This window comes from Streptomyces sp. NPDC038213, assembly GCF_055600495.1.
Genome location: NZ_JBVJYM010000017.1, coordinates 97,829 through 116,037, shown reverse-complemented (window position 1 = coordinate 116,037; position 18,209 = coordinate 97,829). Strand labels below are relative to the sequence as shown.

The 18,209-nt window shown below is 73.0% G+C and carries 14 protein-coding genes; 8 read left to right on the top strand and 6 right to left on the bottom strand.

The features are described 5' to 3' along the window. The first annotated feature begins 68 nt into the window (after positions 1–68). On the top strand, positions 69–1,811 hold the full coding sequence (locus tag ACZ7JZ_RS22835; protein WP_470942137.1) for a pyruvate dehydrogenase: 1,743 nt from the start codon (positions 69–71) through the stop codon (positions 1,809–1,811). Between the two features lie 552 nt (positions 1,812–2,363). Beyond that, positions 2,364–2,738, top strand: a complete 375-nt coding sequence (locus ACZ7JZ_RS22830; protein ID WP_470942133.1) for an ATP-binding protein — start codon at positions 2,364–2,366, stop codon at positions 2,736–2,738. 72 nt (positions 2,739–2,810) lie between these two features. On the opposite strand, the gene ACZ7JZ_RS22825 is transcribed toward ACZ7JZ_RS22830, so the two are convergent. Then, positions 2,811–3,884 (bottom strand): DUF2637 domain-containing protein, encoded by a 1,074-nt coding sequence (locus ACZ7JZ_RS22825; protein ID WP_470942129.1) that lies wholly within the window; start codon positions 3,882–3,884, stop codon positions 2,811–2,813. A 207-nt stretch (positions 3,885–4,091) separates the two neighbouring features. Continuing rightward, a complete protein-coding gene (locus ACZ7JZ_RS22820; protein WP_470942125.1) occupies positions 4,092–4,955 on the bottom strand; it encodes a (2Fe-2S)-binding protein in 864 nt (287 codons plus the stop codon). A gap of 94 nt (positions 4,956–5,049) precedes the next feature. Between ACZ7JZ_RS22820 and ACZ7JZ_RS22815 the strand changes: the two genes are divergently transcribed. Next, positions 5,050–5,703, top strand: coding sequence for a GntR family transcriptional regulator (locus ACZ7JZ_RS22815; RefSeq protein ID WP_470942122.1), 654 nt, complete (start codon positions 5,050–5,052; stop codon positions 5,701–5,703). A 117-nt stretch (positions 5,704–5,820) separates the two neighbouring features. On the opposite strand, the gene ACZ7JZ_RS22810 is transcribed toward ACZ7JZ_RS22815, so the two are convergent. The 4 genes from ACZ7JZ_RS22810 to ACZ7JZ_RS22795 form a co-directional block, all read right to left on the bottom strand. Further along, a complete protein-coding gene (locus ACZ7JZ_RS22810; protein ID WP_470942119.1) occupies positions 5,821–6,840 on the bottom strand; it encodes a terpene synthase family protein in 1,020 nt (339 codons plus the stop codon). A gap of 20 nt (positions 6,841–6,860) precedes the next feature. Next, on the bottom strand, positions 6,861–8,204 hold the full coding sequence (locus tag ACZ7JZ_RS22805) for a cytochrome P450 (protein ID WP_470942116.1): 1,344 nt from the start codon (positions 8,202–8,204) through the stop codon (positions 6,861–6,863). Positions 8,205–8,355: 151 nt separating this feature from the next. Further along, positions 8,356–9,114: a hypothetical protein gene (locus tag ACZ7JZ_RS22800; protein ID WP_470942210.1), complete on the bottom strand. Its 759-nt coding sequence runs from the start codon at positions 9,112–9,114 to the stop codon at positions 8,356–8,358. 170 nt (positions 9,115–9,284) lie between these two features. Continuing rightward, complete coding sequence (locus ACZ7JZ_RS22795) at positions 9,285–10,949, bottom strand: PucR family transcriptional regulator (RefSeq protein ID WP_470942114.1); 1,665 nt, start codon at positions 10,947–10,949, stop codon at positions 9,285–9,287. Positions 10,950–11,200: 251 nt separating this feature from the next. Here ACZ7JZ_RS22795 and ACZ7JZ_RS22790 point away from each other — a divergent pair, with 251 nt between their 5' ends. The 5 genes from ACZ7JZ_RS22790 (at position 11,201) to ACZ7JZ_RS22770 (ending at position 18,124) form a co-directional block, all read left to right on the top strand. Beyond that, a complete protein-coding gene (locus ACZ7JZ_RS22790; protein WP_470942111.1) occupies positions 11,201–12,094 on the top strand; it encodes an FAD binding domain-containing protein in 894 nt (297 codons plus the stop codon). A 2-nt stretch (positions 12,095–12,096) separates the two neighbouring features. Then, entirely contained in the window at positions 12,097–12,702 is a 606-nt protein-coding gene (locus ACZ7JZ_RS22785; protein ID WP_470942108.1) for a (2Fe-2S)-binding protein, read from the top strand. 2 nt (positions 12,703–12,704) lie between these two features. Next, positions 12,705–15,107: a xanthine dehydrogenase subunit D gene (pucD, locus tag ACZ7JZ_RS22780; protein ID WP_470942105.1), complete on the top strand. Its 2,403-nt coding sequence runs from the start codon at positions 12,705–12,707 to the stop codon at positions 15,105–15,107. A 304-nt stretch (positions 15,108–15,411) separates the two neighbouring features. Next, positions 15,412–16,878 (top strand): NCS2 family permease, encoded by a 1,467-nt coding sequence (locus tag ACZ7JZ_RS22775; protein WP_470942103.1) that lies wholly within the window; start codon positions 15,412–15,414, stop codon positions 16,876–16,878. A 94-nt stretch (positions 16,879–16,972) separates the two neighbouring features. After that, the gene (locus tag ACZ7JZ_RS22770; RefSeq protein ID WP_470942100.1) at positions 16,973–18,124 is read left to right on the top strand and encodes an XdhC family protein; all 1,152 of its coding nucleotides are present in this window, start codon (positions 16,973–16,975) and stop codon (positions 18,122–18,124) included. Positions 18,125–18,209: the final 85 nt, after the last annotated feature.

The following is an 18,209-nucleotide window of genomic DNA, read 5'->3' as shown; positions in this document are numbered from 1 at the left end:
CGTGCGTGGATGGGAGACGCGGTCCCGGCGGACTCCGGCGCGGGGACCCGTACCGGAAGGGGCCCCGCATGGGCAGGCAGAACGTGGCGGAGCAGTTCGTCGACATCCTCGTGCGCGCGGGCGTGCGCAGGCTCTACGGGGTGGTCGGGGACAGCCTGAACCCCGTCGTGGACGCGATCCGCCGCACCGGCGGCATCGAGTGGATCCAGGTGCGGCACGAGGAGGCGGCGGCCTTCGCCGCGGGCGCGGAGGCGCAGGTCACCGGTCGGCTCGCGGCCTGCGCGGGATCCTGCGGGCCGGGCAACCTGCACCTGATCAACGGGCTGTACGACGCCCACCGCTCCATGGCCCCGGTGCTGGCCCTCGCCTCCCACATCCCGTCGAGCGAGATCGGGCTCGGGTACTTCCAGGAGACCCACCCCGACCAGCTGTTCCGCGAGTGCAGCCACTACAGCGAGCTGATCTCCAGCCCCCGCCAGATGCCCCGGCTGCTCCAGACCGCCGTCCAGCACGCCATCGGCCGGAGCGGGGTCAGCGTGGTCGCCCTGCCGGGCGATATCGCGGCCCAGCCCGCCCCCGACGGGCCGGTGGACACGGCCCTCGTGACGGCGCGGCCCTCGGTGCGCCCCGGGGACGCCGAGATCGAGGAGCTGGCCCGGCTGGTCGACGGGGCGGAGCGGGTCACGCTGTTCTGCGGCAGCGGCACGGCCGGGGCGCACGCGGAGGTGATGGAGTTCGCCGCCCGGGTCAAGGCGCCGGTGGGCCACGCCCTGCGGGGCAAGGAGTGGATCCAGTACGACAACCCCTTCGACGTGGGGATGAGCGGTCTGCTCGGCTACGGGGCCGCGTACGAGGCCACTCACGAGTGCGACCTGCTGATCCTGCTCGGCACCGACTTCCCGTACCGCGCCTTCCTTCCGGACGACGTCAAGATCGTGCAGGTCGACGTCCGGCCCGAGCACCTCGGCCGCCGGTCGAAGCTCGACCTCGCGGTCTGGGGCGACGTACGGGAGACCCTGCGCGCGCTGACCCCGCGGGTCCGGGCCAAGACGGACCGCCGCTTCCTCGACCGGATGCTGAAGAAGCACGCGGACGCGCTGGAGGGGGTGGTGAAGGCCTATACGCGCAAGGTGGAGAAGCACACCCCGATCCACCCCGAGTACGTGGCCTCGGTGCTCGACGAACTCGCCGACGAGGACGCCGTTTTCACCGTGGACACGGGCATGTGCAATGTCTGGGCCGCGCGCTACATTTCACCCAACGGTAAACGCCGCATCATCGGTTCCTTCAGCCACGGTTCCATGGCCAATGCCCTTCCGCAGGCGATCGGCGCACAGTTCACGGATCGCGGGCGTCAAGTGGTGTCGATGTCGGGCGACGGCGGATTCTCCATGCTGATGGGAGATTTCCTCACCCTGGTGCAGTACGACCTGCCCGTCAAAGTGGTGCTCTTCAACAACTCCTCGCTCGGTATGGTCGAACTCGAAATGCTCGTCGCCGGATTGCCTTCGTACGGAACCACGAATCGGAATCCGGACTTCGCGGCGATCGCGCGGGCGGCCGGCGCCTACGGGGTCAGGGTCGAGAAGCCGAAGCAGCTCGCGGGTGCGCTGAAGGACGCCTTCCGGCACAAAGGCCCAGCTCTCGTGGATGTGGTGACCGACCCCAACGCCCTTTCCATCCCGCCGAAGATCAGGGCGGAGATGGTCACGGGCTTCGCCCTGTCGGCCAGCAAGATCGTGCTCGACGGGGGTGTCGGAAGGATGCTGCAGCTCGCCCGCTCGAACCTGCGGAATGTGCCCCGGCCATAATCCCGGCGCAGCTCGCCCGTAAACCCCCTTGCGGCAACGGGAACCCGGGACCTGCCCGAGCCGTTCCGGGCAGGAGTGCCGCCGTCCCGGCGGGGCATGCATCCCGTAGACCTGTTCGAGGAAGGGGATGGAGTCGCCGTGCGGGTGGGGGCGAAAACCGGGAATCAGCCGAGGGGACGGCCGGCGCTGCGCGAGCCGTCCGAGGACCAGGGAACGGGAGCGCGGGCGGCCGAGGCCGCCCGGGGGGCGGGAGCGGCGGGCTCCCCGGGACCCCCGGGGCAGCGGGGTCCCTCAGGGCGGCAGCCGCCGCCGGGCCGCCAGGGCCCACCGGGGCCCCCGGGCCCCGGGGAGTCCGCCGGCTCCGGGGAGCCGCCCGGAGCCCCTGCGGCCCCGGCGCCGCCGCGGCCCGCCGGTGCCGCGGCGCCCGCGGAGCCCGCCGCCCCGCCGGGTGCGGCCGAGCGGTACGGGCCGCAGGAGCCGTACGGGACGCACCGCCCGAAGGCCCGCAAGGGGCCGCCGGGCCACGGCGGCCGGGAGGCTCCGGCCGCCGGGATGAGCAGGTCCCTGCGGAGGGCCGACCTGCGGGCCGTGGGCGAGGTCCGCCGGGCCCTGCGGGAGCTCCTGCGGCACTGGGGGCGGCCCGACTCCGCCGAGGTGGCGGAGCTGCTCACGACCGAACTGGTCACCAACGCCCTGGTCCACACCGACCAGGGGGCCGAGATCACCGCCAGCCTCGCCGCCTCCCGACTCCGGGTGGAGGTCAGGGACTTCGCCGCCAGGCAGCCCCGACCGTGCGTACCGGCCGCCGACGACGGTACGCACGGCAGGGGCCTCTTCCTGGTGGAGTCGCTCTCCGACGACTGGGGGGTCAGCGCGCACCGGTGCGGCAAGTCCGTCTGGTTCGAACTGGACGGGGGGCCGGCCTGAGCGCTCCGCGCCCCGGCCGGCCCCCCGTCCGTCCGCCCGTCTCCCGGCCGCACCCCGGCCGGGCGGGCGCAGTCATCCGAACTGCTGCTCCAGGTCCTTCAGTTTGCGCTCCAGGGTGTCGAGCCGGGGGATGGTCTGGGTGTCGTCCTCGGCCGTGAGGTCCACGGTCCTCGTCTCGGGCTCGCCGCTGCGCGAACCACCGCTATGAGGACCGCTGTTCACGGCCTGGAGGGAGGGCCTGGGGCGTACCGGCAGCTGTCCCGGCTCGGTTATGGCGGGCTCCGCGCCGACCGGCGCGGAGCCCGCTCCCGAGGTCAGTCCGGGCAGGTCGAGCTGGCGCCCGCGCTGCCGTCCGAAGGCCCGGTTCTGGCGTCCCAGCGCCCGCATGTGGGCGCGCTCCCGGCGCTGCTGCTCGCGGCGCCGCAGCCGGTCCTGCTCCTTCTCCCGCTTGTCCTCGCGGACCTCCTCGACGGCCTCGTCCAGGGTGCGCACGCCCTCCAGGAGCATCAGCGACCAGGCGCCGAAGGTCTCGCGGGGGGCGCGCAGCCAGCGGACCACGCGGATCTGCGGCAACGGCCGCGGCACCAGCCCCTGTTCGCGCAGGGCGGCCCGGCGGGTCTGCTTGAGCGCCCGGTCGAAGAGCACGGCCGCCGAGAGGCTCATGCCGGCGAAGAACTGCGGGGCGCCGTCGTGGCCGAGCCCGCGGGGTGCGTGCACCCAGTTGAACCAGGCGGCCGCGCCGGCGAACAGCCAGACCAGCAGCCGGGACCCCAGGGCCGCGTCCCCGTGGCTGGCCTCGCGGACGGCGAGCACCGAACAGAACATGGCGGCGCCGTCGAGCCCGAAGGGGACGAGGTACTCCCAGCCCCCGGAGAGGTTGAGGTTCTGCCGGCCGAAGCCGACGAGCCCGTGGAAGGAGAGGGCGGCGGCGACCGCCGCGCAGCAGAAGAGCAGGACGTACGAGGCGGTGCCGTACACGGCCTCCTTGCGGCGGCGGCGCTCCTCGCTGCGCTCCCAGCTGTCCTCGGCCACCGCCTTGTCGCCGTCGCGCCGGCCCCGGGCCATGACCGCCACCGCCGCAAGCACGCCCAGGATGAGCACGGCGCCCGGAAGCAGCCAGTCCAGCGATATGTCGGTCAGTCTCATCCGGTGTCCCTTGACTCGCGTACGGCGGCTTTCCGGGCGCCATAGTGGCCGACCCGGTCCGTCCCGCATGCGGGTTTCGGGGCAAGTGGACGCCTTCGGGGGGTGCGGCCCTCCGGATAGGGTGATTCGAGTCGAACTCACCCTCGAATCAACGGAATCGAGTTCGAATCCCGTCATCCGAACGGACCCGCGTGACCCCCGTGCGGGCTAGCCCGCCGCGGCCGCGGACAGGCGTGCGACCCGGTCGGCGTCGCAGGTGCGGGGGCAGGTGATGCAGGTGTCCTCCGGGCGGATCGTGTAGAAGAAGCAGCAGCTGGCCCGGTTGCGGGTCGGCAGCTGCTCGCCCTCCGGCCCGGTCAGCATCCGGAAGCCCGCCCCGCCCGTGTAAGGGGCCGTGGTCCCGGGCAGCAGCTGATCCAGCTCGGCCATGGCGCGCGGCTCCTCGCCGAGCAGGTGGCCGATGTACCAGAGGCTCTCCGCCACCTCGTCCGTGACCATGCCCCACAGGGCCCGCCGGCCGCGCCGCATCCGCGGGCCGAAACCTTCCAGCACGGGGGAGAGGTGCTCGGCCACCGCAGCCCGCACCTCCGCCCGCAGCGCCTCCTCGTCGGCCACGACCCGGGCCCCGGGGAGCGCCGCCGCCGGATCGCCCGGCAGGCACGCGAACGAGTCCACCCGTACGGCCATCCGGCCCAGCGTCCGGTGGAAGGCCACCGACTCCACCGGCAGCCGCGGCACCCGGCGCTCCAGGAACCAGGGCACCGTGAACAGCAGGCAGGCCGGCCAGGCGTACCGGTGGAGCCCGAAGCTCGCGATCACGTCCGGCCGCGCCTGGTGGGCGTAGTCGCGCAGCACCTGGGCGTTGTCCCAGGCGAGGAAGGCGTCCAGCGCACCGCCGCCGGACGCCAGCTCCGCCGCGCCGACCCAGCCCGCACGGCGAGGGGCCCGGTCGGAGGCGGAGAGCTCCTGGATCCGCAGTCCCGAGAACACCTCGGCCATGCGTGCGTACGCGTCCGCCACCGGAGAGCCGGCCGGGGCGGAGGGAACGGGGAGCAAAACCGGGACGGTCATGGAGGGACCACCGAATCGCAGATCGTTAACAGGTTAGCCTTACCTTACCTGATCTCAGGCATACCCTGTCCACGCTGCCCCGTATCCTCGGAGAGTGCACAGCGAAGCATCCGTTCCGGTCCAGAAGGTGGTGCGCCACTCCGTCCGCGGCCAGATCCTCGGTGCCCTGCGCTCGGCCCTCGTGGACGGGGAGCTCGTACCGGGCGAGATCTACTCCGGACCGGCCCTGGGGGAGCGCTTCGGGGTCTCGGCGACACCCGTGCGCGAGGCGATGCAGCAGCTGGCCCTCGAAGGCGCCGTCGAATGCCTCCCCAACCGGGGCTTCCGGGTCGTGGAGCGCACGGCGCGCGAGCTGGCCGAGCTGGCGGAGGTACGGGCCCTGCTGGAGGTCCCGGTGATGCTGGGGCTGGCCCGCACGGTCCCCCGGTCCGGCTGGGCGCAGCTGCGGCCCGCCGCCGCGGCGACCGCCGCGGCCGCCGCCGCGGGCGACCTGCCCGGCTACGCGGACGCGGACCGGGCCTTCCACCGGGCCGTACTGGCCCTGGCGGGCAACGAGCAGCTGCTGCTGGTCGCCGACGACCTGCACCGGCGGTCCCAGTGGCCCGTACCCGGCGCCCCGCGGATCCGCCGCGCCGACCTGGTGGCCGACGCGGCGGAGCACTCGGCCCTGCTGGAGGCCCTGATGGCCCAGGACCTCCCCGTCGTGGAGTCGCTCGTACGGGAGCACTTCACCGGCGCCCCGCGCTGACGGGGGGCCCGGCCCCCCGCACCCTCCCGCACGGCGGGCCCGCCCCGCACGGCGGCCCCCTCCCGTACGGGCTGTCCCGGCCCTAACCGGGGCGGACGCCCCACGCGCCGCACCCCCTCACCACAGCGCCCGGTAGATCCGCGCCCAGGGGCGCGGCCGCTCGGCCTCGCGGACCCCGGCCTCGGAGTACCGGCCGGTCAGCAGGGACCAGTCGCGGGTGGCCCGCATCCAGTCCTCCATGCAGCGGACCAGGTTCCACAGGGCCTGCTCCTCCCGCTCCGAGAGCCGGTGGGCCCGGCACAGGGCCGGGACCGAGGCGGCGTGCTCCTTGAAGCGCGCCACGCGGTCGGCCACCATCCGCACCGCCTCGGCGGCCGCCTCCCCGGCCGAGCAGCCCGTCTCGGCCTGGAGCACCGGGACGATGTTGTGGAACTCGCCCGAGGCCAGCTCCTTGCCCAGCGAGGCGAGGTCGTTGGTCAGGGCCACCACCTCGCTGCTGAGGTCCGCCATCCCCGTCACCGCGGCGGCCTGGCGGACCGCCGCGGGGACCTCCGCCCCGGTGAGCCGCTCGACCAGGTCGAAGCAGGAGTCCGTACCGATCGTGTCCCGGCGGACGGCCAGGTAGCGGGCCCGCGAGGGCGGACCGGGCGCATCCCGGTCCGCGGCCTCGCCCGCGTACCCGCCGACGAATCTGGTCCAGCTCTCGCGGTGCCGGCTCCGCCAGTCGGGGGACATGCCCTCGACGGAGCGCCCCCACAGCTCGCGGAAGGCGTCCCGGAGCGGATCGCGCGGACCCGCCGGGCGCACCTGCCCCTCCATGACCCCGACCGTGGCCGCGACCACCTCGGCCACCCGGGCCGGGTCCCGGCCCAGCGGGCTGTCGAACTGGTCGTCGAAGACGAAGTACCAGCCCATCCAGTCGAGCATCAGGTCCAGCCCGGCGCCCGAGGCGAACGGGTAGGCGCGGGCGGCCAGCTGGTCCAGCCGCAGCACGTCGTACGCCCGCAGGTCGCGCGCGGAGAGCAGGTCCTGCTGGCGCATCCAGCGCAGGTGCCGGCGGCGGGCCCGCTCGGCGTCGGGGCTGACCCGCTCGGGGAACGGCAGCTCCAGCAGGTGCAGGTGGCTCCGGGTGTCCACTGGGTCCCGGCGTATCGTGCTCACCGCGCACGCAGCCGTATGCCGAGCCGCCGGGGGCGCAGGATGGTCGCCAGCCGCGCGGGCCGCAGGTCCGCCCCCGGGGCGACTTCCAGGTGCCACCGGGAGGTCAGGCTGGCGAGCGCCATGGAGGTCTCGCCGAGTGCGAAAGTATCGCCGATGCATTTGCGCGCCCCGCCTCCGAAGGTCGAGAAGGCGCCCCGCGGCAGGCGCGCCGCCCGCTCGGGGAGCCAGCGGTCCGGATCGAACGCGTCCGGCCGCTCGTACAGGTCCGCCCGCCGCTGGACGACGTACGGGCTGAAGACCACGGTGCTGCCGGCGGGGATGTGGCGGCCCGCGAGCCGGGTGTCGGTTCCCGTGCTCACGCGGGTCAGGAGCCAGCCCGCCGGGTAGAGCCGCATGGTCTCCTGGAGGACCCTGCGGGTGTACTCCAGCGCCGGGACGTCCGACCACCGGGGCTGCCGGCCGCCGAGGACGGCGTCGGCCTCCTCCTGGACCCGGCGCAGGGCCTCGGGGTGCTGGGCCAGCAGGCAGCAGGCCCAGGTGAGGGTGGCGGCCGAGGTCTCCGAACTGGCGGTGAGGAGGTTGGTCATCTGGTCGTGCAGCTCGGTGGGGGTGGGCTCGCGGCCCATGCGCCCGCCCGAGGCCAGCACGATGGAGAGGACGTCCCCGTGGTCCTCGCCGGAGGTGCGGTACTGGGCGACCAGCTCGTCGATCACGGCGTGCAGGTCCGCGAGGGCCTCGGCGTACCGGGTCCGGCCGCGGGTGGGGATCTTCTGCAGCGGGCCCGGCACCAGCATGCGGGCGAAGATGTTGCCGAGCATCACGTCGAGGGAGCGCTCGATGCGGGCGGCCGTCGCGTCGGCGATGTCGGTGGAGAAGAGGGCGCGCACCGCCGTGCCCAGCGTGAACCGGTACCAGGTGCTGAAGGCGTCGAACACGGCCCCGTCCGACCAGTCCGCCTGGAGGGCGTCGAGGCGGTTCTCCACCGCGGTGCCGTACTGCTCCAGCCGCTCGGGGCGGAAGGCGGGCTGGAGGAGGCGGCGCTGGGTGCGGTGGTCGGAGTGCGGGCAGCTGCCGAGGCCGTTGCCCAGGAAGTCGCGGGCCTTCTCGTAGAGCAGACCGCCCTTGTCGAAGGTGCGGTCGTCCGCCAGGACCTGGTGCAGCAGGTCCTGGTGGCAGGGGACGTAGGCGGGGTGCGGGCCGAGGCGTATCTCCACCAGGTCCCCGTACTTGGGCAGTTCCGCGAGGAACTGGAGGGGACGGTGCAGCAGTTGCCGCCCGTGCCCGACAAGGGGGAGCGCGCCGGGGGCGCTCCCCGCTGTGAACTGCGTCTTCGCTGACATGCCTGGCAGGGTGCCCATCCGGACCGGAGCCACAAACACTGATCTTGCGGCGCATCGGTGCCCGGCCGGGGTGCACGGTGCACCGGAGCGCCCCCGCGATCGCGGAGGCGCTCCCCTGACCGGCGGGTTCGGGGCCCGCGGCCCCCTCCCGTCAGGCCGTTCTGGGCGACAGGCTGACGGCCAGCCAGGTGGGTACGCCGCCCAACAGGTGGACGAGGCGCCGGGCTTCGGCCCGCAGCCGGCCGGCCTCCGGCTCCTCCTCGGTCTCCGCGAGCGCGGCGAGCGCCGGCGCGGTGCCGATCAGGTAGCCGAGCTCCTCGCGCAGTGCCAGGGACTGCGCGAAGCCGTTGCGTGCCTCCTTCAACTCCCCGTCCCGCAGGGCGAGTCCGGCCAGGTGCCGCCAGGTGAAGGAGAGCAGGAGCGCGTCCCCGTGGGCCGCCGCGGCGGTGTGTGAGCGCCGGTACGCCGCCCTGGCCGCCTGGGCCGAGCCCGCGATGTTCTCGGCGACCAGGCCGCGGCGGAAGTCGAGCAGCGCCCGCCGGGGCGAGGCCGGGGAGATCAGGGCCGCGGCCCGGCCCAGGGCCGAGCGGGCCTCGTCGGAGCGGTCCCGGACGCCGAGCAGGGTGGCCGCGTAGGCCAGGTAGCCCCGCTCGCAGGCGGCCTCGCCGCGCTCGTCGTCGGTGCCCGCCGCGGCCTCGGCGGCCCGCAGGGCCTCCTCCGCCTCCGTCCAGCCCGCCTCCGTGTACAGGCAGCGCTCGATCAGCAGGGCCGCCCGCTGGAGGGCGGCCCAGGGTGCTCCCGCGTGCGGCTCCAGCAGTGCCGCGGCGTCCGTCCAGCAGCCGCGCGACCGCAGCCGCCATATCGCCCGCTGGAGGGGGTCGTCGCCCCCGGCCGCCCCGGCACCCGACATGGCGGTGTCCGCCACATTGCCCTCCCCAAAGCGCGTCGTTGAGCCTTGGGGCGAATCCCAGCACACGCCGATGTGATCGGCCAAGGGGTCAGGTGAACCTTTTCACAAAGTCGTGCACCGACAATGTGATCATCAGTCAGTCCGGTGCCGGGAGCCGTTCCCGCCGTTGATCAGCTCATCCGCAGGGCGAGGAAGAAGTCGAGCTTGTCCTCCAGCCGGGAGAGGTCGCGGGCCGTCAACTGCTCGATCCGGCCGACGCGGTAGCGCAGCGTGTTGACGTGCAGGTGCAGCCGGGTCGCGCAGCGCGTCCAGGAGCCGTCGCAGTCGAGGAAGGCCTCCAGGGTCGGGATGAGCTCGGCCCGGTGGCGCCGGTCGTAGTCCCGCAGCGGGTCCAGCAGGCGGGCCGTGAAGGCCTTGCGGACGTCGTCCGGGACGAACGGCAGCAGCAGCACGTGCGACGCCAGCTCGTGGTGGCCCGCGGCGCAGACCCGGCCCGGCCGCGCGGCCGCGACCCGGCGGGCGTGCCGCGCCTCCTCCAGCGCCCCGCGCAGGCCCTCCGCCGAGTGCACCGCGGCGCTCACGCCCAGGGTCAGGCGCCCGTCGTCCCCCAGTCCGGCGGCCAGGGGCTCCCGTACGGACGCCAGCAGCGCGTCCGCGTGCAGGGCGGCGTCCGGCCCGCCCTCGCCCGCCAGGGCGGGCAGCGGGACCAGGGCGATGGCCTCGTCGCCCGCGTGCGCCACCGCGATCCGGTCCGAGGGCTCGGGGCCCGAGGCGGCGGGGTCGACGAGGATCTCCTCCAGCAGGGACTGGGCCACCGGGCCGCCCGGGACCTCCCCGCCGTCCCAGTCCACCCGGGCCACGACCACCTGCCAGTGCGGGGCCGCGCCCAGTCCCGGCAGCAGGACCGGGGCCGCCACGCGCAGGCGGGCGGCGATCTCGGCGGGCGGGGCGCCCGTCTGGACCAGCTCCAGGACCTCCTGGGCGAGCCGGCGGCGGACCGTGCGCGCCGCGTCCCGGCGGTCGCGCTCCACGGCGATCAGCTGGGTGACGCCCTGGAGCAGGTCCAGGCGCTCGGCGGGCCAGTCGCCCGCGTCGGCCTCCACGGCCAGCAGCCAGTCGGACAGGACGGTCTCGCGCACGTCGCGTGCCGCGGGCCCGGCGGCCCGGACCGCTCCCTTGATCGGGAAGAGCGAGTAGGTAATACCCTGGATGGAGATCCGGTGCGGGCCCCGGCGACCGGTCCGGGTCGCCGCGAGGTGCTCGCCCGCCAGCGTCGCGCAGACGCCCGGCGGCAGCGGCTCTCCGGCCCCGGCGATCTGCCGGCCCGTGGGGGAGAGCACCCACGCGCGCAGATCGAGGTCGGTCGTGAGCAGATCGAGGACCACGTCGGGGCCGCCGCCCGCGGGACCCGAGGTCATCAGCCGGCGGTGGCGGTCCACGACGGCCGCGAGGTCCCCGGCGCGCTCGCCGGACACCTGCCGGACCACGTACTCCGTGATCGTCGCGAAGGCGACGTTCTCGTTCACCGCGAACAGCGGCAGCCGGTTGCGCCGACAGGCTGAAACCAGATCGTCCGGGATATCGCCCAGCTCCGCCTCGCCGGCGGCGAGACCGGCGACGCCCGCGCTCGCAAGGATTCGTACGAACGGCTCGGAGTCGGCTGAATTCTTTCGCCAGGCGAGCCCGGTAAGCACCAATTCGCCGCCCGAGAGGTACCGGCTGGGATCCCGCAGGTCGGTGGTCATGACCCCGCGGACGGTGCGGTCGAGCTCGTCCTCGCCGCCCAGCAGCCGCAGGCCCAGCGCCTCGGTTTCCAGCAGTGCGCGCAGCCTCATGGGTCGCCGCCGATCTGTCTCGATGTTGCCGTTGAGATGGGGAGAGGCAGCTCTGCCTCGCCTTTTATACGAATCTACAAGACGAAGGAGGGAGCCAGCCAACTCCTTCATGGTTTCGGTGACTGCACCCGGGGACGCGCGGCTTGTGTACTGACTCCACACCGCGTTAACAGCACGTGAACGACCAGTCGAGGGGCTTCGGTCCTCCTGGCTTGAAGTGAACGACCCGATTAAGTAGAAGAGAGCCACACATGGACTTCCTTCGCCCCGCCAGCTGGGAGGAGGCGCTCGCCGCCAAGGCAGAGCACCCCACAGCTGTGCCGATTGCGGGTGGCACCGATGTGATGGTCGAGATCAACTTCGACCACCGCCGTCCGGAGTACCTCCTGGACCTCAACCGCATCGGGCTGCTGCGGGAGTGGGAGGTCGGCGAGGAGAACGTCCGCCTGGGCGCCTCCGTCCCGTACACCCAGATCATCGAGAACCTCCGCGAGGAGCTGCCCGGTCTCGCGCTCGCCTCGCACACGGTCGCGTCCCCGCAGATCCGCAACCGCGGCGGCGTCGGCGGCAACCTCGGCTGCGCCTCGCCCGCCGGTGACGCGCACCCCGCCCTGCTCGCCGCGGGTGCCGAGGTCGAGGTGGAGTCGGTGCGCGGCACCCGCTTCATCCCGATCGACGAGTTCTACACGGGTGTGAAGCGCAACGCGCTCGCCCCCGACGAGCTCATCAAGACCGTCCACGTCAAGAAGGCGGACGGCCCCCAGCAGTACTCCAAGGTCGGCACCCGCAACGCGATGGTCATCGCGGTCTGCGCCTTCGGCCTGGCGCTGCACCCCGAGACCCGCACGGTCCGCACCGGCATCGGTTCGGCCGCCCCGACCCCCATCCGGGCGAAGGCCGCGGAGGAGTTCCTGAACGCCGCGCTCGAAGAGGGCGGCTTCTGGGAGTCCGGCAAGATCATCACCCCCTCGATCGCCAAGCAGTTCGGAGACCTGGCCTCCGGCGCCTGCAACCCGATCGACGACGTCCGCGGCACGGCGAAGTACCGCCGCCACGCGGTCGGCATCATGGCCCGCCGCCAGCTCGTCTGGACCTGGGAGCAGTACCGCGGCACCAACGGCCGCTCGCTGGAAGGAGCTGCGTAACCATGCGCGTCAATTTCACGGTCAACGGCCGTCCCCAGGAAGCCGACGACGTCTGGGAGGGCGAGTCGCTCCTGTACGTCCTGCGCGAGCGCCTCGGGCTGCCGGGTTCGAAGAACGCCTGTGAGCAGGGCGAGTGCGGTTCCTGCACCGTCCGCCTCGACGGCGTGCCCGTATGTTCCTGCCTCGTGGCCGCCGGCCAGGTCGAGGGCCGCGACGTCGTGACCGTCGAGGGCCTGGCCGACTTCGCCAAGCAGCGCGAGGCCCACGGCCACGGCGGTGCCTGCGGCACCGGCGGCGGCTGCGGCAGCAAGGGCGTCAGCACCGACGAGGCCCGCCAGTGGGCGGCCAAGCCGGGCGACTCCCAGACCGGCGAGGGCGTGGAGCTCTCCCCGATCCAGCAGGCGTTCATCGACGCCGGCGCCGTCCAGTGCGGTTTCTGCACCCCGGGTCTGCTGGTGCAGGCGGACGCGCTGCTGGAGAGCAACGCGTCCCCGTCCGACCAGGACATCCGTGAGGCCCTCTCCGGCAACCTCTGCCGCTGCACGGGCTACGAGAAGATCCTCGACGCGGTCCGCCTGGCGGCCGCCCGTCAGGGAGAGGCGGTCTGACCATGACCAATATCCGCACCACTCCCTCCGGTACGCCGACCAACGTCTCCCAGAAGCACAGCCAGGGCGGCATCGGCGAGTCGACGCTCCGCCCGGACGGCACGCTGAAGGTCACCGGCGAGTTCGCGTACTCGTCGGACATGTGGCACGAGGACATGCTGTGGGGCCAGACCCTGCGGTCCACCGTGGCGCACGCCGAGATCGCCGGCATCGACATCTCCGAGGCGCTGGCCATGCCGGGCGTCTACTCGGTCCTGACGTACGACGACCTGCCCACCGAGGTGAAGAACTACGGCCTGGAGATCCAGGACACCCCGGTGCTGGCCAACGGCCGGGTCCGCCACCACGGCGAGCCGGTGGCCCTCGTGGCCGCCGACCACCCGGAGACCGCCCGCCGCGCGGCCGCCAAGATCAAGATCGACTACCGCGAGCTGCCGGTCGTCACGGACGAGGCCTCCGCCCTCGCCCCCGACGCGCCGCTGCTGCACGAGGGCCGCGACGACCACCACGCCGGCCACGTGCCGCACCCGAACATCGTGCACCGCCAGCCGATCATCCGCGGCAACGTGGAGGAGGCGCGCAAGCGCGCCGACGTGATCGTCGAGGGCGAGTACACCTTCGGCATGCAGGACCAGGCCTTCCTCGGCCCGGAGTCCGGCCTCGCCGTGCCGTGCGAGGACGGCGGCGTCGACCTCTACGTCGCCACCCAGTGGCTGCACTCGGACCTCAAGCAGATCGCCCCCGTCCTCGGCCTGCCCGAGGAGAAGGTCCGCATGACGCTCTCCGGCGTCGGCGGTGCCTTCGGCGGCCGCGAGGACATCTCGATGCAGATCCACGCCTGCCTGCTGGCCCTCGCGACCAACAAGCCGGTCAAGATCGTCTACAACCGCTTCGAGTCCTTCTTCGGGCACGTGCACCGCCACCCGGCGAAGCTCTACTACGAGCACGGCGCCACCAAGGACGGCAAGCTCACGCACATGAAGTGCAAGATCGTCCTGGACGGCGGCGCGTACGCGTCGGCCTCCCCGGCGGTCGTCGGCAACGCCTCCTCCCTCTCCGTCGGCCCGTACGTCGTCGAGGACGTCGACATCGAGGCCGTGGCGCTCTACACGAACAACCCGCCCTGCGGCGCGATGCGCGGCTTCGGCGCCGTCCAGGCCTGCTTCGCGTACGAGGCCCAGATGGACAAGCTCGCCGAGAAGCTGGGCATGGACCCGGTGGAGTTCCGGCAGCTCAACGCCATGGAGATGGGCACGCTCATGCCCACCGGCCAGGTCGTCGACTCGCCCGCCCCGGTGGCCGAGCTGCTGCGCCGGGTCAAGGCGCGCCCGCTGCCGCCCGAGCGCCAGTGGGAGACCGCCGGCGAGAACGCGGACGTCCGCGCCCTGCCCGGCGGCCTGTCGAACACCACCCACGGCGAGGGCGTCGTCCGCGGCGTCGGCTACGCGGTCGGCATCAAGAACGTCGGCTTCTCCGAGGGCTTCGACGACTACTCCACCGCCCGGGTGCGCCTGGAGGTCGTCAACGGCGAGGCCGTCGCGATGGTCCACACGGCCATGGCGGAGGTCGGCCAGGGCGGTGTCACCGTGCACGCGCAGATCGCCCGTACGGAGCTGGGCGTCACCAACGTGACCATCCACCCCGCCGACACGCAGGTCGGGTCCGCCGGCTCCACGTCCGCCTCCCGGCAGACGTACATGACCGGCGGCGCCGTCAAGAACACCTGCGAGGCCGTGCGCGAGAAGGTCCTGGAGATCGGCCGCCGCAAGAACGGCTCCTACCACCCGGCGTGGGCCACCGCCGAGCTCCTCCTGGAGGGCGGCAAGGTCGTCACCGACGGCGGCGAGGTCCTCGCTGAGATCGCGGAGCTGCTCGAGGGCGAGGACGCGATCGACCTGGAGCTGGAGTTCCGGCACCGGCCGACCGTCGCCTTCGACCTGGTCACCGGCCAGGGCGACGGCCACGTCCAGTACACCTTCGCCGCGCACCGCGCGGTGGTCGAGGTGGACACCGAGCTCGGCCTCGTCAAGGTCGTCGAGCTGGCCTGCGCCCAGGACGTCGGCAAGGCCCTCAACCCGCTCTCCGTCGTCGGCCAGATCCAGGGCGGTACGACCCAGGGCCTGGGCGTCGCGGTGATGGAGGAGATCATCGTGGACCCGAAGACCGCGAAGGTGCGCAACCCCTCCTTCACGGACTACCTGATCCCGACGATCCTCGACACCCCGAGCATCCCGGTCGACTACCTGGAGCTCGCCGACCCGAACGCGCCGTACGGCCTGCGCGGTCTCGGCGAGGCCCCCACCCTGTCGTCCACCCCGGCCGTCCTCGCGGCGATCCGGGCGGCGACCGGCCTGGAGCTCAACAAGACGCCGATCCGTCCCGAGGCCCTCACCGGCACCCTCTAGGACGGCGTCCTCCGGGGGCCGCGAGGCCCCCGGACCCCGGCTCTCCGGGCGGTGCGGAGGGAACGTCACACTTCGCCGCCGCACCGCCCGGAGCACGAAGTACCGCACCGCTCGCGGTCCGCTTCACCGCTCCACCCCCGGCAGTACCCGCACCACCGGCAGAACCAGCAGTACCGCAGTTCGAAAGATCAGCTTCGTCTCGGGCCGTCACCCCGGGTCGTGCAGCCAACGTTTCATCCCAAATCCCGCGCGCTTTTCCCATCCCCCTTGCGGGTGCCCCTTTGAACCTTGGGAGTTAGGCACCATGACCCAGTCGTCAGTGGAGGCCAAGACCACCGCGGAAGATGCGGGCCCCGGCCCGCAGCAGCCCGCCGGCACGTCCTGGCTCGACCGGTACTTTCACATCACCCACAGAGGATCCAACGTCGGCAACGAGGTTCGTGGCGGTATCACGACCTTCATGGCGATGGCCTACATCCTCCTGCTCAACCCCCTGATCCTGGGTGGTCAGGACGTCAACGGCGACACCATGAGCCAGAAGGCGGTGATCACCGCCACCGCGTTCGCCGCGGCCGTGACCACCCTGCTCATGGGCTTCGTCGGCAAGGTACCGCTCGCGCTCGCCGCCGGACTCTCCGTCTCCGGTGTACTCGCCTCGCAGGTCGCGCCCGAGATGTCCTGGCCGCAGGCCATGGGCATGTGCGTGATGTACGGCGTAGTGATCTGTCTCCTGGTCGTCACCGGCCTCCGCGAGATGATCATGAATGCGATCCCCCTCGCACTCAAGCACGCGATCACCATGGGCATCGGCATGTTCGTCGCCCTGATCGGCCTCGTGAAGGCCGGCTTCGTCCACGAGAACCCCGCCCCCGGCGGCGGCCCCGTGGTCCTCGGCCCCACCGGTGAGCTGGCCGGCTGGCCCGTCCTCCTCTTCAGCGTGACCCTGATAGCGATCTTCATGCTGCAGGCCCGCAAGACCCCCGGCGCCATCCTGATCGGCATCGTGGCCGGCACCGTCCTCGCGGCCGTCCTGAACGCCGTCGTGGACATCCCCGCCAAGGCCTGGGCCAGCGGCCCGCCGGAGCTCTCCGGCTCCGCCGTCTCGATGCCGGACTTCTCGCTCTTCGGCGACGTCTCCTTCGGCGGCTGGGGCGAGGTCGGCGCCATGACGATCGGCATGATCGTCTTCACCCTGGTGCTCGCCGGCTTCTTCGACGCGATGGCCACCATCATCGGCGTCGGCACCGAGGCCAAGCTCGCCGACGACAAGGGCCGGATGCCCGGCCTGTCGAAGGCGCTGTTCATCGACGGTGCCGGCGGTGCCATCGGCGGCGTGACCGGCGGCTCCGGCCAGACGGTCTTCGTCGAGTCCGCCACCGGCGTCGGCGAGGGTGCCCGTACGGGCCTCGCCTCCGTGGTCACCGGCCTCTTCTTCGCCGCCTGCATCTTCTTCACCCCGATCACCCAGATCGTCCCCGGTGAGGTCGCCGCCGCCGCCCTGGTCGTCATCGGCGCCATGATGATGCAGAACGCCCGCCACGTGGACTGGGCCGACATGGCCACCGCCGTCCCGGTCTTCCTGACCGTGGTGATCATGCCCTTCACCTACTCGATCACCGCGGGCGTCGCCGCCGGCGTCATCGCCCACGTCGCCATCAAGCTGGCCCAGGGCAAGGCCCGCGAGATCGGCGCCTTCATGTGGGGCCTGACCGCGATCTTCGTGGTGTTCTTCGCCCTGCACCCGATCGAGGGCTGGCTCGGCATCGGCTGATCCACCGCGCCGTCCGGGCCCGTCCGGCCCGGACGGCGCCCCCTTTCCACCGCCCCCGCATCCGATACTGGAAACGACCGCCGAGGAGGCCGACATGCTGGACATCGCCGAAGAGCTGAACCGGTGGGTCGGCCAGGGACGCGACTTCGCCGTCGCCACCGTCGTCGCGGTGGGCGGCAGCGCACCCCGGCAGCCCGGAGCCGCCCTCGCGGTGGACTCCGAGGGCACCGCCATCGGATCGGTCTCCGGCGGATGCGTGGAAGGCGCCGTCTACGAGCTGTGCCGCCAGGCCCTCGACGACGGCGAATCCGTCCTCGAACGCTTCGGCTACAGCGACGACGACGCCTTCGCCGTCGGCCTGACCTGCGGCGGCATCATCGACATCCTCGTCACCCCGGTCCGCGCCGACAGCCCCCAGCGGGCCGTGTTCGCCGCCGCCGCGGCCGCCGCCGCCCAGGGCGAGCCCGCCGCCGTGGCCCGGATCGCCGCCGGCCCCGCCGAGCTCCGGGGCCGCGCCGTCCTCGTGCACCCCGACGGCTCGTACGAAGGCGGCCTCGGCGGCCACCCCGGACTCGACCGCACCGTCGTCGACGGGGCCCGCGCCATGCTCGACGCCGGGCGCACCGGGGTCCTGGAGGTCGGCGCCGAGGGCGGGCTCTGCGGAGAGCCCCTCCGGATCCTCGTCGAGTCCAGCGTCCCGGCCCCCCGCATGATCGTCTTCGGGGCCATCGACTTCGCCTCCGCGCTCGTACGCATCGGCAAGTTCCTCGGCTACCACGTCACCCTCTGCGACGCCCGGCCCGTCTTCGCCACCCCGCAGCGCTTCCCCGAGGCCGACGAGGTCGTCGTCGAATGGCCCCACCGCTACCTCGCGCAGACCCCGGTGGACGCCCGCACCGTGCTGTGCGTGCTCACCCACGACGCCAAGTTCGACGTCCCCCTCCTCGAACTGGCCCTCAGACTGCCCGTCGCCTACGTCGGCGCCATGGGCTCCCGCCGCACCCACGAGGACCGCAACGAGCGGCTGCGCGCCGTCGGCGTCACCGAGCTCGAACTCGCCCGGCTGCGCTCCCCGATCGGCCTGGACCTCGGCGCCCGCTCCCCGGAGGAGACCGCCCTGTCCATAGCCGCCGAGATCGTCGCCAACCGCCGCGGCGGCTCCGGCGCCGCCCTCACCGGCGCGCACACCCCGATCCACAAGGACAGCTCCGCCACCTCCGTCACCCGCATCGGCGTCGTCGCCTGAGGGCGGCCGCCGCCGACCGCCCCCGGACCGGCGCACCGGAGCAAGCCGTCACACCAGGGCGCAACCCGCACGGGTTGCGCCCTTG

Excerpts from the sequence above, each read along its gene's own strand:
- ACZ7JZ_RS22795 (WP_470942114.1), bottom strand. The coding sequence starts at position 10,949 with ATGAGGCTGCGCGCACTGCTGGAAACCGAGGCGCTGGGCCTGCGGCTG.
- ACZ7JZ_RS22830 (WP_470942133.1), top strand. The coding sequence starts at position 2,364 with ATGAGCAGGTCCCTGCGGAGGGCCGACCTGCGGGCCGTGGGCGAGGTC.
- ACZ7JZ_RS22775 (WP_470942103.1), top strand. The coding sequence starts at position 15,412 with ATGACCCAGTCGTCAGTGGAGGCCAAGACCACCGCGGAAGATGCGGGC.
- ACZ7JZ_RS22820 (WP_470942125.1), bottom strand. The coding sequence starts at position 4,955 with ATGACCGTCCCGGTTTTGCTCCCCGTTCCCTCCGCCCCGGCCGGCTCT.
- ACZ7JZ_RS22790 (WP_470942111.1), top strand. The coding sequence starts at position 11,201 with ATGGACTTCCTTCGCCCCGCCAGCTGGGAGGAGGCGCTCGCCGCCAAG.
- ACZ7JZ_RS22825 (WP_470942129.1), bottom strand. The coding sequence starts at position 3,884 with ATGAGACTGACCGACATATCGCTGGACTGGCTGCTTCCGGGCGCCGTG.
- ACZ7JZ_RS22785 (WP_470942108.1), top strand. The coding sequence starts at position 12,097 with ATGCGCGTCAATTTCACGGTCAACGGCCGTCCCCAGGAAGCCGACGAC.
- ACZ7JZ_RS22770 (WP_470942100.1), top strand. The coding sequence starts at position 16,973 with ATGCTGGACATCGCCGAAGAGCTGAACCGGTGGGTCGGCCAGGGACGC.
- pucD (WP_470942105.1), top strand. The coding sequence starts at position 12,705 with ATGACCAATATCCGCACCACTCCCTCCGGTACGCCGACCAACGTCTCC.
- ACZ7JZ_RS22800 (WP_470942210.1), bottom strand. The coding sequence starts at position 9,114 with ATGTCGGGTGCCGGGGCGGCCGGGGGCGACGACCCCCTCCAGCGGGCG.
- ACZ7JZ_RS22835 (WP_470942137.1), top strand. The coding sequence starts at position 69 with ATGGGCAGGCAGAACGTGGCGGAGCAGTTCGTCGACATCCTCGTGCGC.
- ACZ7JZ_RS22805 (WP_470942116.1), bottom strand. The coding sequence starts at position 8,204 with ATGTCAGCGAAGACGCAGTTCACAGCGGGGAGCGCCCCCGGCGCGCTC.